This window comes from Streptomyces sp. NPDC048584 (assembly GCF_043199595.1).
Classification (GTDB): domain Bacteria; phylum Actinomycetota; class Actinomycetes; order Streptomycetales; family Streptomycetaceae; genus Streptomyces; species Streptomyces edwardsiae.
The window spans coordinates 499,665-512,072 of sequence record NZ_JBICWF010000001.1; the positions used below are offsets into that span (position 1 = coordinate 499,665).

At 73.2% G+C, this 12,408-nt stretch carries 9 protein-coding genes, 1 pseudogene and 1 riboswitch; of the genes and pseudogenes, 4 read left to right on the plus strand and 6 right to left on the minus strand.

Annotated elements, in window-relative coordinates:
• Positions 1-39: 39 nt before the first annotated feature.
• The 4 genes and pseudogenes from ACGFR9_RS02070 to ACGFR9_RS02085 form a co-directional block, all read right to left on the minus strand.
• Positions 40-243, minus strand: a complete 204-nt coding sequence (locus tag ACGFR9_RS02070; protein WP_023586116.1) for a cold-shock protein — start codon at positions 241-243, stop codon at positions 40-42.
• A gap of 765 nt (positions 244-1,008) precedes the next feature.
• Positions 1,009-1,497 carry a GNAT family N-acetyltransferase gene (locus ACGFR9_RS02075; protein ID WP_393201995.1) on the minus strand — a complete coding sequence of 163 codons (489 nt, stop codon included), beginning with the start codon at positions 1,495-1,497 and terminating at the stop codon, positions 1,009-1,011.
• Between the two features lie 287 nt (positions 1,498-1,784).
• A pseudogene (locus ACGFR9_RS02080) lies at positions 1,785-1,937 on the minus strand (DEAD/DEAH box helicase); the annotation flags it as partial.
• Positions 1,938-2,137: 200 nt separating this feature from the next.
• Positions 2,138-2,422, minus strand: coding sequence for a GlsB/YeaQ/YmgE family stress response membrane protein (locus ACGFR9_RS02085; protein WP_393201997.1), 285 nt, complete (start codon positions 2,420-2,422; stop codon positions 2,138-2,140).
• Between the two features lie 339 nt (positions 2,423-2,761).
• Here ACGFR9_RS02085 and ACGFR9_RS02090 point away from each other — a divergent pair, with 339 nt between their 5' ends.
• The 4 genes from ACGFR9_RS02090 (at position 2,762) to ACGFR9_RS02105 (ending at position 7,188) form a co-directional block, all read left to right on the plus strand.
• Positions 2,762-3,970, plus strand: coding sequence for a PP2C family protein-serine/threonine phosphatase (locus ACGFR9_RS02090; protein WP_393201999.1), 1,209 nt, complete (start codon positions 2,762-2,764; stop codon positions 3,968-3,970).
• 197 nt (positions 3,971-4,167) lie between these two features.
• A riboswitch (cobalamin riboswitch) is annotated at positions 4,168-4,289 on the plus strand.
• A gap of 54 nt (positions 4,290-4,343) precedes the next feature.
• The gene (locus tag ACGFR9_RS02095; protein ID WP_393202748.1) at positions 4,344-5,348 is read left to right on the plus strand and encodes an ABC transporter substrate-binding protein; all 1,005 of its coding nucleotides are present in this window, start codon (positions 4,344-4,346) and stop codon (positions 5,346-5,348) included.
• A complete protein-coding gene (locus ACGFR9_RS02100; protein ID WP_393202001.1) occupies positions 5,345-6,415 on the plus strand; it encodes a FecCD family ABC transporter permease in 1,071 nt (356 codons plus the stop codon). The genes ACGFR9_RS02095 and ACGFR9_RS02100 overlap by 4 nt, the downstream gene beginning before the upstream one ends.
• The gene (locus ACGFR9_RS02105; protein ID WP_393202003.1) at positions 6,412-7,188 is read left to right on the plus strand and encodes an ABC transporter ATP-binding protein; all 777 of its coding nucleotides are present in this window, start codon (positions 6,412-6,414) and stop codon (positions 7,186-7,188) included. Before ACGFR9_RS02100 ends, ACGFR9_RS02105 begins: the two co-directional genes overlap by 4 nt.
• A gap of 18 nt (positions 7,189-7,206) precedes the next feature.
• Here the strand turns inward: ACGFR9_RS02105 and ACGFR9_RS02110 are convergent, their stop codons facing one another.
• Together ACGFR9_RS02110 and ACGFR9_RS02115 are read right to left on the minus strand one after the other, a co-directional pair.
• Positions 7,207-9,489: an SWIM zinc finger family protein gene (locus ACGFR9_RS02110; protein WP_393202005.1), complete on the minus strand. Its 2,283-nt coding sequence runs from the start codon at positions 9,487-9,489 to the stop codon at positions 7,207-7,209.
• Positions 9,486-12,368 carry an SNF2-related protein gene (locus ACGFR9_RS02115; RefSeq protein WP_393202006.1) on the minus strand — a complete coding sequence of 961 codons (2,883 nt, stop codon included), beginning with the start codon at positions 12,366-12,368 and terminating at the stop codon, positions 9,486-9,488. The genes ACGFR9_RS02110 and ACGFR9_RS02115 overlap by 4 nt, the downstream gene beginning before the upstream one ends.
• Between the last annotated feature and the right edge of the window lie 40 nt (positions 12,369-12,408).

Here is a 12,408-nt window from a genome sequence, read left to right on the forward strand (position 1 = left end):
CGAAGGATGCGGGCCCCAGCTGCGGATTGCGCGTGAGCGTCAGGCCGGAACGATGTTCTCGGCCGTCGGGCCCTTCTGACCCTGGGCGATGTCGAAGGTCACCTTCTGGCCCTCGAGCAGCTCACGGAAGCCCTGCGCGGCAATGTTCGAGTAGTGGGCGAACACGTCGGCGCCGCCACCGTCCTGCTCGATGAAGCCGAAGCCCTTTTCAGCGTTGAACCACTTCACGGTACCAGCGGCCATGTCATATCTCCTTTGGGGCAGTGCGTCAGCACCCGCACCGCGCGGACGCCGTGTCGCCGCGATGATTACCCCGCCCGGAAATGACCGGAAATACAAAAGCGCTCCCCACCGGCAGAATCCTGGCGAGGGCACTTGAAGTTTCGGGAACCACAACTGCAACTGAGATGGACAGTAGCACGCCGGAACGGCCCGTGCACGGTGGATAATACCGCTCTGCTCTTCGCGGCAAAAACTCCCGCTGCACGGCCCCTAAAAAACTGATCCCTCGGGAACAGATATTGATTCACTCAGCGTTCAACGCCTCGGGAGGGGTAGCCAATCGGCACGCTGCGCGACGCCCGGGGAAAGCCGCTGCCGACAAGAAAACGCAGCTGCGCCTTGCCCCGTGTCGCCGCGTGGCCGGGCCGCTTCGGCGAGCACCACCACGCGCCTGCGTCGACAGCACCCCGATTCGCGAGGCCCTCACCTTCGGGCTCGCGCTCGCCCGCGGCGAACAACCACCCGAGCCGTACGGCGTGGACCGCTCCACCGTCTCCGGAGCGGTCCGAGAGGTCCGCCCGCTGTCGGCGGCCCGCGCCTTCGCCGCCCTGAGCGGCCGGGGCTGCGACTGCCCGCCCAGGAGGACGTCTTCGCCTACGCCGAGGCAGAAAGCGCGGTCCTGCGGATCGACGGGGCCGAGGTGCAGGCCGCACGCGCGCGGGCCGCGCCGGCCGCACGGCATTCGTCTCGGTCACGAGCCGGTGCCCCGCGAACCGGCACACCGCGTCATTCCGAAGGAATGCGGAACTCGAACTCGGGACGGTCCCACGGCACGGCGGGCGGGTTCGCGAGTGCGGTCCCGGTCCGTACCGCACCGACGCGGTGGTAGAAGTCCTCGGCGGGACGATGTGACACGACCTTGACACGGTCGAGCCCGGCGGCACGGGCCTCGGACTGCATGTGCGCGACGAGCAGCCGTCCAATACCCCGTCCCTGCACTTCGTCGGCCACGAACAGCAGGTCGAGCTCCGGTGGGGCGAGGACGAGCGCGTAGAACCCGAGGACCCGGTCTCCATGCTCGTCGGCGCCGACGGCCACGAAGGCGCGGTGGGCCTCGATGTAATCCGGACCTACCCGGTAGCCCGCGACTGCTGCTGCGTACTGACCCTCGTAGGCGCGTGAGCCACGCACGAGCCGCGTGAGCCGTTTGGCATCCCGCGCGACGGCCCTCCGTATCGTGATCGGCCGGCCGGTCGGGGAGGTGCGTGAACGCATAGGAAGAGTATCTCGCGCTGGGGAATGCCTTCGTGCGGCGGGTCGGCTGCTCACGCAGGCGCTCCTGCACGCTCCCGGGAAGGACGAGGGCGTCGGCCTCGGCCTCGGCAGGCCAGGTGGCCGGCGTCCGGGTAGGCCGACAGGCCATCGGCGGCCACGACGAACTCCGCAGAAGCCCCGTCGGGATGGCTCCCCCGTATCACCCGCTGTCACAGACGCCCCAGAACGCGGGGCGCGGGAATCCGGTCTGACCGAGTTGAAGACCTCGCGGGCGGCACAATCGGCGGCGGCGTGAAACCCGTGTCGGCCATCTGGTCAGCCTCGTCCAGCACCGTGATGCCCACGCGGTTCAGCCTGCATTCGCCACGGTCGATGAGGTCCTTGAGCCGGCCCGGACTCGCGACGACGACCTCGGCCCCGCCGCGCAGCGCGCCGGCCTGAGTGTGGGTGAGGCGTCTGATCACTCTCATGCTGTCGTTGCTCGCGCACGGCCTGTCTGGTCAAGGGCGAGCGCGGTGGGCCCAGGAGAACGGCGACCGGCGGGTGGGCCACGGGTGGCTCGGCCGGACACACCTGGACGGCCCCCGTCCTGCTGACAGGAAGGGGGCCGTCCAGATGTGCAAAAGGAGACGTGGTGACTTCAGCGGGTCGCGTGACGGTGCGAATGCCGGTTGCCGGTGACGAGGCGGTAGAGGGCGAGCAGGATGACGGAGCCGGCGATCGCGGCGATCCAGGTGGAGAGATCGAAGAACCCGTCGATGGAGTCGACACCGAAGATGACCTTGCCGAGCCAGCCGCCGAGCAGACCGCCGACGATGCCGATGAGCATGGTGATGATAATTCCGCCCGGGTCCTTGCCCGGCATCAGGGCCTTGGCGATGGCGCCGGCGAGCAGGCCGATGATGATCCACGCGATGATGCTCATGATGCCTTTCCACTTCGTCATATAAAGGTTGTGTCAGCTCATCGTCTGCACCGATCGGGCCCGGACAAACATCTTCCCCGGACCCGGCCGTGCCAGCTCCTGACGCCATCGGGCGTCGCCCCCTCCACCGGCAACCAGACCTGGCCGAACAGGGGCGTACCCCTCCGCATCCCATGTCCCCCGGCGCACCGGCCGCACGATCGCCCACGAACGCCGCCTGTCGAAGACGGCACGTGCTCGCACCGATCCGGAATGCGGCCCTGACCAGACAAAACGGGCACGATATGTGAGGTCGCACGGACTCGGGGAAGAAGGTGCGGCAACCGACAGGAGGTTGCTGTGAAGGGTGGAGATCTGGAACTGGGCGAGTTGCTGGCCGCTGCGGAAGCGGCCCCGCCCGGTGAGTCCGTCGACGTGGTGGCACACGATCTGCAGAAGCGGTTCGGTGCCGAGGCCGTGTCCTTCCTGTTCGTCGACCTCATCGGCCGGCGGCTGGTACGCCTGGCCGCGACCGGTGACCAGGCCGCCGACCTGGGCGAGCCGATCGACCTGCGGGGCAGCGTCTACGACAGCGTTCTGCAAAGCCAGCGCCAGAAGGTGGAACCGGACGGCCAGGGCGGACAACGCGTCATCACGCCCGTCACCAACCGCGGCGACTGCATCGGCGTCCTGGAGGTGAGCCTGCAGGCCGCGGACGACACCGTGCTGCGCCAGGTCAGCCACGCGGCCCACGCGCTGGCCTACATCATCGTCACGGACCGCCGCTTCACCGATCTGTACCACGAGGGCCGGCGCACTACCGAGACCAGCCTGGCGGCGGAGATCCAGCACCAGTTGCTTCCCTCGGCCTCCTGCTGCGAGGCGGCCCAGTTCACTCTGGCCGCCGGACTGGTCCCGGCCGACGACATCGGCGGCGACACCTACGACTACACGCTGGACCGCGACACTCTGCACCTGTCGATCACCGATGCCATGGGCCACGACACGAACTCTGCTCTGCTGGCCACCTTGCTGGTCGGCGCGCTGCGGCGAGCACGTCGCAGCGGCTGTGACGCCCTCAAGCAGGCCCACCACGCCCACGAGGCCCTGCTGAGCCACAGCCGCGGCCTGGCCACCGGTCAGCTGCTCTGCGTCGACCTCGCATCGGGCCGGTGCGAACTGGTCAACGCCGGCCATCCCCGGCCCCTGCTGCTGCGTGACAACGCCGTCGAAGAGGTGAAACTCGCCGTCAACCTGCCGTTCGGTGTGGCGGCACCCACCGCCTACCGCCTACAGGAACTACTCCTGAGACCCGGGGACCGCCTGGTCCTGCTCACCGACGGAATGTACGAACGCGATGCCGCGGCCGTCGACCTGGCCTCGGTCATTCACGACACCCGCGCGCTGCACCCGCGAGAAGCCGTCCGGACCCTGACCGCCGCGGTGCTCGACGCCTGTCACGGCAACCTCAAGGACGACGCCACGGTCCTGATGCTGGACTGGCACAGCAATCGCAGCCGTCCGGCCGGACCGGGCCCCGACCCCGCAACGATGACGGCCTGCTCCTGAATCCCTACGGGGAGCCGTGGAGAAGACGTTGACCCGGCTACCCGACCGGCGTCCGCCTGGCCGTTGGCCGTGAGGAGCGCGTCGGCATGGTCGGTGACCTCGCCGAACCGGATTCGGTGAGGGGTGCGCGGGGCGGACCGCGTTCATTCCGGCGGTCCCGGAACCGTAGGATCGTCGGGTCATCGCCGCGACGGGAGACAGGAAGCCGGTGTGAGTCCGGCACGGTCCCGCCACTGTGACCGGGGAGCGCTCCTCCGACATGCCACTGCGCGTCGCGCGGGAAGGCGGAGGGAACGCGGATCCGGGAGTCAGGACACTGGTCCGTCGCGGGCCCGATCCGAGGAGCGCGGACTCCAGGAGGCCTCACGTGTCCCTGTTCACCCCTGCCCGCATACGCGGGTTCCTTCGTACCACGGCTGTTTCGGTCGTGCTGCTGACGGCCGGCTGCGGTTCGGCCGACATAGGCGGCGGAGACGCGAAGAGCACCGCCGCCGTGCCGCCCGGCTTCCCCGTCACCGTCGACAACTGCGGTGTGAGGACGACGTACGACAGGCCGCCGTCGCGGGTGGTCACCATCCATCAGCACCCGGCCGAGCTGCTGCTCGCTCTCGGGCTCGAGGACCGTATGGCCGGTACGGCCTTCCCGGACTCCGCCGTTCTGCCCGAGCTGCGGAAGAAGTACGAGGCGGTCCCCGAACTCGCCGAGCGGGAGCCGTCGTTCGAGAAGATCCTGGACGCGGAGCCCGATCTCGTCTACGGCGGTTACGGCAGCGCCTTCGCCGAGAACGAGGGACGTTCCCGCGAGGCGTTCGCCGCCGCGGGCATCGACACCCACCTCAACCGTGAGTACTGCGGGAAGAAGCGGGTGACGATGAAGGACACGTACGACGAGATCCGCACCATCGGCAGGATCTTCGGCGTCCAGGAGCGCGCCGACCGCCTGGTCGAGGACCTCGAGGGGCGCGTCGGGGCGGCCACCGGCAAGGTCGGGGACGAGCCCGAGGTGTCCGTCTTCGTCTACGACAGCGGCGACAGGAGCGCCTTCACCGCGGGCGGCAGGAGCCTGGGCACCGAGCTGATCCGGCTGGCCGGCGGTGAGAACGTCTTCGCCGGCCTCGACGACGTCTTCGGCGACGTCTCCTGGGAGCAGGTCGTCGAGCGCAGGCCCGAGGTCATCGCCATCTACGACTACGCCGGGGCCGGAAGCGTCCAGGAGAAGAAGGAGTTCCTGCTCTCCCAGCCCGCGCTCGCCGATGTACCCGCCGTCAGGAACGAGCGGTTCGTCGTACTGCCGCTGACCGCCACCCTCGTCGGCATCCGCTCCGCCTACGCCGTCGAGGACCTGGCTCGCGGGCTGCACCCCGAGAGCTTCCGGTGAGCCCAGCCGCCGTCGTGCGGGCCGGCCGTACGCGGTCGGCCGTCACGCTGCTCGTCCTCACCGTCCTGCTGCTCCTCTCCGTCACGGCGGGGCTCGCGATCGGTTCGGTCCGGGTGCCGCCCGGTCAGGTGTGGGGCATCGTCACGCACGCGCTGGGTGCCGGCTGGCGGGAGCCGGACTGGTCGCGGGCGCGGGCGACCATCGTGCTGGACGTACGGGCGCCGCGGGTGCTGCTCGGCGCGGTCACCGGGGCCGGTCTGGCGGTGATCGGTACCGCGTTGCAGGCCCTGGTGCGCAATCCGCTCGCCGAGCCCTATCTGCTGGGCGTCTCCTCGGGGGCGTCCCTCGGCGCGGTCTCCGTGATCGTGTTCGGGGTCACCCTCTTCGGGCCGGTGTCGCTGTCGGTGGCCGCGTTCGTGGGCGCCCTGGGCGCGCTGCTGCTCGTGTACGCCACCGCCCGTACCGGCGGACGCATCACCTCGTCACGGCTCGTGCTGTCGGGGGTGGCCGTCGCCGCGGTGCTCACCGCCGTACTCGATCTGCTGCTGCTCACCACCGACCGGGGCAACGAGACCCGCGCGGTCCTCGCCTGGACCCTCGGCGGCCTCGGCGGGGTCGCCTGGGGCACGCTGTGGCTGCCGGGCCTGGCGCTGTTGTTCGGCATCGGTGTGCTGACCGCGCAGGCCCGCAATCTCAATCTGCTGCTGGCCGGTGAGGAGGCGGCCACCACGATGGGGCTGGACGTCGCCCGGTTCCGTGCCCGGCTGTTCGTCGTGCTCTCCCTCGTCACGGGTGTGCTGGTCGCGGCGGCCGGGCCGATCGGCTTCGTCGGTCTGATGATGCCGCACATCGTGCGCCTGTTCGTCGGCGGCGACCACCGCCGGGTCCTTCCGACGGCGGCGCTCGGCGGGGCGGTGTTCCTCGTCTGGGCCGACATCGCCGCACGGACGGTCGCCGCGCCGATGGAGATACCCGTCGGCGTTCTCACGGCCCTGTGCGGCGGGCCGTTCTTCCTGTGGCTGATGCGCCGGGACGCCCGGCGCGGCACCGACCGGGGAGTGGCATGACCGCGACCGAGCTGAGCGTCGAGGCGGTCACGCTCACCGCCGGGGCCCGTCATCTGGTGCGCGAGGTCTCGCTGACCGCCCGCGCGGGCGAGACGATCGGGCTCGTGGGCCCCAACGGCAGTGGCAAGTCCAGCCTTCTGCGTGCCGTCTACCGCGTTCTGCGCCCTGATGCCGGTCGGGTCCGGATCGACGGGGGTGACGCCTGGGCGCTGCCGGTGCGGCAACTGGCCCGTACCGTGGCGGCGGTGGTGCAGGACTCGGCGGCCGACCTCGACCTCGCCGTGCGCGAGGTCGTCGCGATGGGCCGCACCCCGCACAAGCGGTTCCTCGCCGGTGACACTCCCGAGGACGGCGACATCGTCGGCTCCGCGCTGCTGGCGGTCGACGCCGTGCATCTGGCCGACCGCCCGTTCGACCGGCTCTCCGGCGGCGAGCGACAGCGCGTTCTCATCGCGCGCGCCCTCGCCCAGCGGCCGGCCCTCCTCGTCCTCGACGAGCCCACGAACCATCTCGACATCCGGCATCAGCTGTCGGTGCTCGGCACCCTGCGCCGGCTGCCCGTCACGGTGCTGCTCGCCCTGCACGACCTCAACCTGGCCGCCTACTACTGCGACCGCCTCTACGTCCTGCACGGCGGCGAGATCGTGGCGTCGGGACCGCCCGCCGAGGTGCTGACGCCCCGCTTGCTGGCGGAGGTCTACGGGGTGGCGGCGGAGGTCGCCACCCATCCGCGTACGGGCGCTCCGCAGGTGACGTTCCTCCCGGACGGCTGAGCACTCCGGTCCCGGGGTTCACAGGTCGCCCGGTGTGTCCAGGCCGGTCAGGGCGCCGACGGGGTCGGGGTCGGGGGTGCCCCGGGGCCACCAGTCGTCGTGGTCGGGTTCGGACTCGTAGGCGTACCAGAGGTGGTCGCGGCCCAGGCGGAGCTGGAGATGGCCGCGGGGGTGGGTGAGGTGGTTGCGCCAGGGGCGGAAGGCGGGGAGGTCGGCGGCGAGCAGGAGCGGGCGGGCACGGTCGAAACGGCCGGCCGGCGGGTCCCAGGGCTCCTCCAGGACGGCGAGGCCGGTCGGGCCGCCCTGGCGCCAGGCGGCGACCGCGCGGGCCAGCTCGGCGGGGGTACGGCCGGCCGCCCGGGCGAGGGAGGAGTACAGCGCGCGGGTGGCGGCGGTCAGGCCGGAGCCGGGGCGGGCGGCGGCGACGCGCACCGCGTCCTGCCACAGGGTGAGCCCGCCGACCGGGTCGCGGCCGGTGGTGAGCAGGGCGTGGGCGCGGGCGGCTGCGTCGGTGGCGAGCTGGTCCAGCGCGAACGGGTCCGGCCCGCCCGGCGCGGCCGGGTACACGGGCGGCTGTTCGGGGTGCGGCGGCGGGGGCAGCGGGGGCGGGAGGGGGACCCCGCCGGGCCGGGTGAGGGCCTCGGTCGCCCGGATGCCGGGGAGGGGTTCCGGTTCGCGTTCCTGGGCGGCGCGGGCCGCGCGGGTGGCGCTGAGCCGGGACAGTGCGTCGACGACCTGGCGTTCACCGCGGCCGCGCAGCAGGAGCAGTACGAACGGGTCGGCGTCGAGGAGCCGGGCCGTCTGGTAGCAGAGGGCGGCGGCGTGTTTGCAGGGGTGTCCGGAGTCGGGGCAACTGCAGCGCGGGTCGAGGTCGCCGGGGCCGGGCAGCAGCGGGGCTCCGCAGTCGGCGAGGGACTGGGGCATCTCCTTGTCGAGCAGCGCCGCGATATGGCCGGGGCGGTCGGCGGCGGCGTCCAGGAACCGCTCCCAGTCGGTGTCCGCGAACGTCCGCAGCCGCAGCTGTACCCGGTAGGGGCGCGGGCGGCTGCCCTGTACATACGCGAGCACGAGTCCCGGCGTGACGGTGATGGCGTCCACGTGCCCCTGCTCGGCGTAGCCGCGTCCGCGCGCGAGCCGGGCGGTGTCCAGCGCGCCCTCCTCCAGCGCCGTGACCCAGGCGTCACCCCACCAGGTCTCGGCGAAGCCCCGGCCGTCAAAGGGGCGGGGCGGGAGTGCCGGGAAGGTACGGCGCAGGTCGCTGTCGCGGGCGGGGGCCGCCATGGAGCGGGGGGTGGCGGACGCGGGGGGTGTGCTTTCGCGCGGGGCGCTGGACGGGCGGGGTGCGGCCCCGACGTGTCGGGCGGGGGTGGACGGGGGGACGTCGTGTGGGCGCGCGGAGGCGGTGTCCGGGGCGGGGGTGGCCGCAGGGCCGTCGTGTGAGCGTGCGGAGGCGGCCGTCGCCGGGGCCGTGTCCGGGCCGGAAGTGGCCGAACGGCGCGCGTGGCCGGGTGCTGCGGGGGTCGCGTCCGGGCCGGGGGTGGCCGGACGGCCGCCGTACGAGCGCGCGTCATCGGCGGTCGCCGGACCGGAAATGGCCGGACGGCCGCCATACGAGCGCGCGTCATCGGCGGTCGCCGGACCGGAAATGGCCGAACGGCCGCCATACGAGCGCGCGTCATCGGCGGTCGCCGGACCGGAAATGGCCGAACGGCCGCCGTGTGAGTGCCCGTGGTCGGCGGTGTCCGGGGCCGGTTCGGGCAGACGGAAGGCGTCCGTGAGTGCTTCCCGTACCTCGCGGGCGCGGGCGTCGGCGGCCCGGTCGCCGCGGGTCGTGCGCGGTACTCGGGGGGCCGGGGCGCGCCGCTCGGGGGGCTCGGCGTCCGTCGCGCCGTCGCCGGGTGCCGGGCGCTCCCGCAGCGCCTCCTCGCGGGCCGAACGCAACGCCTCCCGGGCGATGTCCCCCGGGCGCCGGGCGGTCTCGGTCTCGGGCGACGGCTTCTCGGACGGTCCCTGGTCAGCGACCACCGCGTCGTCCGGTGCGAGGCTCGCCGGTACGCCGGTGTCCTCCCGGTCCGGGTCGGCGGCGTCGGCACATGTCCCCGCGCCGCGCCGGTCCCGTACCGCCTGCCGCAGGGCCTCGCGGGCCACGTCGCCCGGGCGGGCGCCGGGGCCGGGATGGCCGGGGGCGGACGGCCGGTCCGTAGTGGGTGCGTGCTCGTCCGTGGCCGCCGGTTCGCCGGTCGTGCGGGCGCGGGCCGCGCGCAGGGCCTCGCGGGCCTCGTCGGAGGGGCGGGGGGTCATGCCGTCCTCCGCAGGGACACCAGGTCGGACAGGTCGCGGTCGGACAGCTCCGTGAGGGCCGACTCTCCGGAGCCGAGGATCGCGTCGGCGAGGGCGCGCTTGGACTCCAGCATCTCGGCGATACGGTCCTCGACGGTGCCCTCGGTGACCAGCCGGTGGACCTGGACGGGCTGGGTCTGTCCGATGCGGTACGCGCGGTCGGTGGCCTGCTCCTCCACCGCCGGGTTCCACCAGCGGTCGAAGTGGACGACATGACCCGCGCGGGTGAGGTTGAGGCCGGTGCCGGCGGCCTTGAGGGAGAGCACCAGGACGGGGGTCGCGCCGCTCTGGAAGCGGTCCACCATGCGCTCGCGCTCCGGCACCGGCGTACCCCCGTGGAGGAGCTCGACGGGGACGGCGCGCTCGGCGAGATGGGCGGTGATCAGGCGGGCCATGCCCACGTACTGAGTGAAGACGAGGGCGGAGCCGTCCTCGGCGAGCAGGGTGTCCAGGAGCTCGTCCAACAGGGCGAGTTTGCCGGAACGGGCGGCGAGCCGGTCGCTTCCGGCGGCGCGCGGCCGCTCCTCCTTCAAGAAGAGCGCCGGGTGGTCGCAGATCTGCTTCAGGGAGGTCAGCAGCTTCAGGACCAGTCCGCGCCGGCCCATGCCCTGAGCGGCCTCGATGGCGTGCATCGACTCGCGCACCACCGCCTCGTAGAGCGCGGCCTGTTCGCGGGTGAGCGGGACGGGGTGGTCCGTCTCCGTCTTGGGCGGCAGCTCGGGGACGATACCGGGGTCGGACTTCTTGCGCCGCAGCAGGAACGGGCGGACCAGCCGGGCGAGCCGCTCCGCCGCCTCCTCGTCCTCGCCGGTCTCCACCGCGCGCGCGTGCCGGGCGCGGAAGGACTTCAGGGGGCCGAGGAGTCCGGGGGTCGTCCAGTCGAGGAGGGCCCACAGCTCGGAGAGGTTGTTCTCCACGGGGGTGCCGGTGAGCGCCACCCGTGCGGGGGCCGGGATCGTGCGCAGGGCCTTCGCGGTCGCGGAGTGGGGGTTCTTGACGTGCTGTGCCTCGTCGGCGACGACCATGCCCCAGGTCCGCGCGGCGAGGTCGGACGCGGTGGAGCGCATGGTGCCGTAGGTGGTGAGGACGAAGCCGCCGTCGAGGCCGTCCAGGGTGCGGTCGGGGCCGTGGAAGCGGCGGACGGGGACGCCGGGTGCGAACCGGGTGATCTCCCGCTGCCAGTTGCCGAGCAGCGAGGCGGGGCAGACCACCAGGGTCGGCTCGGTGCGGGCCCGCTTGAGGTGCAGTGCGATGAGGGTGATGGTCTTGCCCAGACCCATGTCGTCGGCGAGGCAGCCGCCGAGGCCGAGGGAGGTCATGAGGTCGAGCCAGGCCAGGCCGCGCAGCTGGTAGTCGCGCAGCGTGGCGTCGAGACCGGGTGGCGGTTCGGCGGGCCGCACCCCGGTGGTGAGGCGGTCGCGGAGAGCGGCGAGGGCGCCGGCCGGTACCGCCTCGACGGTCTCCCCGTCGACCTCCGCGTGGCCGGTGAGGGCGACGGAGAGCGCGTCGACCGGGTCGAGCAGCCCCAGGTCCCGCTTGCGGGCCTTGCGGACGAGGGCGGGGTCGACGAGCACCCACTGGTCGCGCAGCCGTACGACGGGACGGTGGGCCTCGGCCAGGGTGTCCATCTCGGACTCGGTGAGCGGGTCGCCGCGCAGGGCGAGCTGCCAGCCGAACCGCAGCAGGTCCTCGCTCTCGAAGAAGCCGGTGCCGTCGGTGGCCGAGCCGGGAGCGGAGCGGACGACGGCCGTGGCGGTCAGGTCCTGGGCGAGGTCGCGGGGCCAGTGCACGGCGACCCCGGCCGCGCCGAGCCGGGTGGCCGCCACCCCGAGCAGGTCGTTCAGCTCGTCCTCGGTGAGTGCCAGGACGTCCGGTGCGTCCTGGTCGGAGAGCCGGTCCAGGGGCGGCCAGACACGGGCCGCGCGGCGCACCGCGAGGGCGGTGTCCACGCGCGCGCGGGGGCCGAAGGCGCTGTCGGCCTCGCCCGCCCACAGGGCCGCCGCGTCGGCCACCAGGGTGGGGTCGGCGAGGCTGTGCACCTGCACGATCGCCGCGCCGGCGCTCCGCGCGGCGCGCGCGTCCCCGCCGGCCCCCTCGCCGTCGAAGAGGTCGTAGGCGGACAGGTCGAGGCGGAGCGAGATCCGTACGCCGGCGTCCATGCCGGCGGCGACCTCGGCGGCCCAGTCCTGCGCGCCGGGCAGCCGCTGTGGCTTCCGGGCGGCGAACGGCAGCCCTGAGGCGTACGGCGCGGCGGGGGTGCGGGGCAGGGTGTCGGCGACGGCGTCCAGGAAGGCGCGCACCAGCGCCTCGGGGCGGGGCAGCCGGAGGGGTCCGGGGCCGGGCAGCGGGACGGCGTGGCCCTCGTACGGCAGGGCGGCGGCGATCGCGCGCAGGTGCGCCGCGTCGTCGGGGTCGAGCGGGCCGGCCCGCCAGGCGTCGTGGCCGGTGGGGGTCAGGCCGGGCAGCAGACGGCCGCGTGCGGTGAGCAGCAGGGCGTGCAGGGCGGCGGCGCCCCAGCAGGCGGTGGCGGGATGGGCCGCGGGGTCGTGCCGGGCGCGGACGAGCAGCGGGAGGGCCTCGTCGACGGGGAGGGTGAGCGCGGGGACCGTCCGGCGGCGCACCCCCGCGCCGTGCGGCCGGACGACGGTGAGGTCCGTGCGCGGCCCGGGGACGCCGTCCGGCGGGCCCTCGCCGTCGGGGGCGCCCTCGGGGTCGTAGAAGGCGATACGGCCCTCGCGCGGGAGGGGCTCCGGGAGGAAGACGGCCGCGAGCCGGACGGGGACGTCCGCACCGGCCGTCCCGCCCATGCCGTCCAACCCGGTGGTTTCCCGTCGGCTCATACGTCTTGTCACCTCCCGCCCGCGTGTCGGACTCAGTCGT

Excerpts from the sequence above, each read along its gene's own strand:
- ACGFR9_RS02070 (WP_023586116.1), bottom strand. The coding sequence starts at position 243 with ATGGCCGCTGGTACCGTGAAGTGGTTCAACGCTGAAAAGGGCTTCGGC.
- ACGFR9_RS02075 (WP_393201995.1), bottom strand. The coding sequence starts at position 1,497 with ATGCGTTCACGCACCTCCCCGACCGGCCGGCCGATCACGATACGGAGG.
- ACGFR9_RS02085 (WP_393201997.1), bottom strand. The coding sequence starts at position 2,422 with ATGAGCATCATCGCGTGGATCATCATCGGCCTGCTCGCCGGCGCCATC.
- ACGFR9_RS02105 (WP_393202003.1), top strand. The coding sequence starts at position 6,412 with ATGACCGCGACCGAGCTGAGCGTCGAGGCGGTCACGCTCACCGCCGGG.
- ACGFR9_RS02110 (WP_393202005.1), bottom strand. The coding sequence starts at position 9,489 with ATGACCCCCCGCCCCTCCGACGAGGCCCGCGAGGCCCTGCGCGCGGCC.
- ACGFR9_RS02115 (WP_393202006.1), bottom strand. The coding sequence starts at position 12,368 with ATGAGCCGACGGGAAACCACCGGGTTGGACGGCATGGGCGGGACGGCC.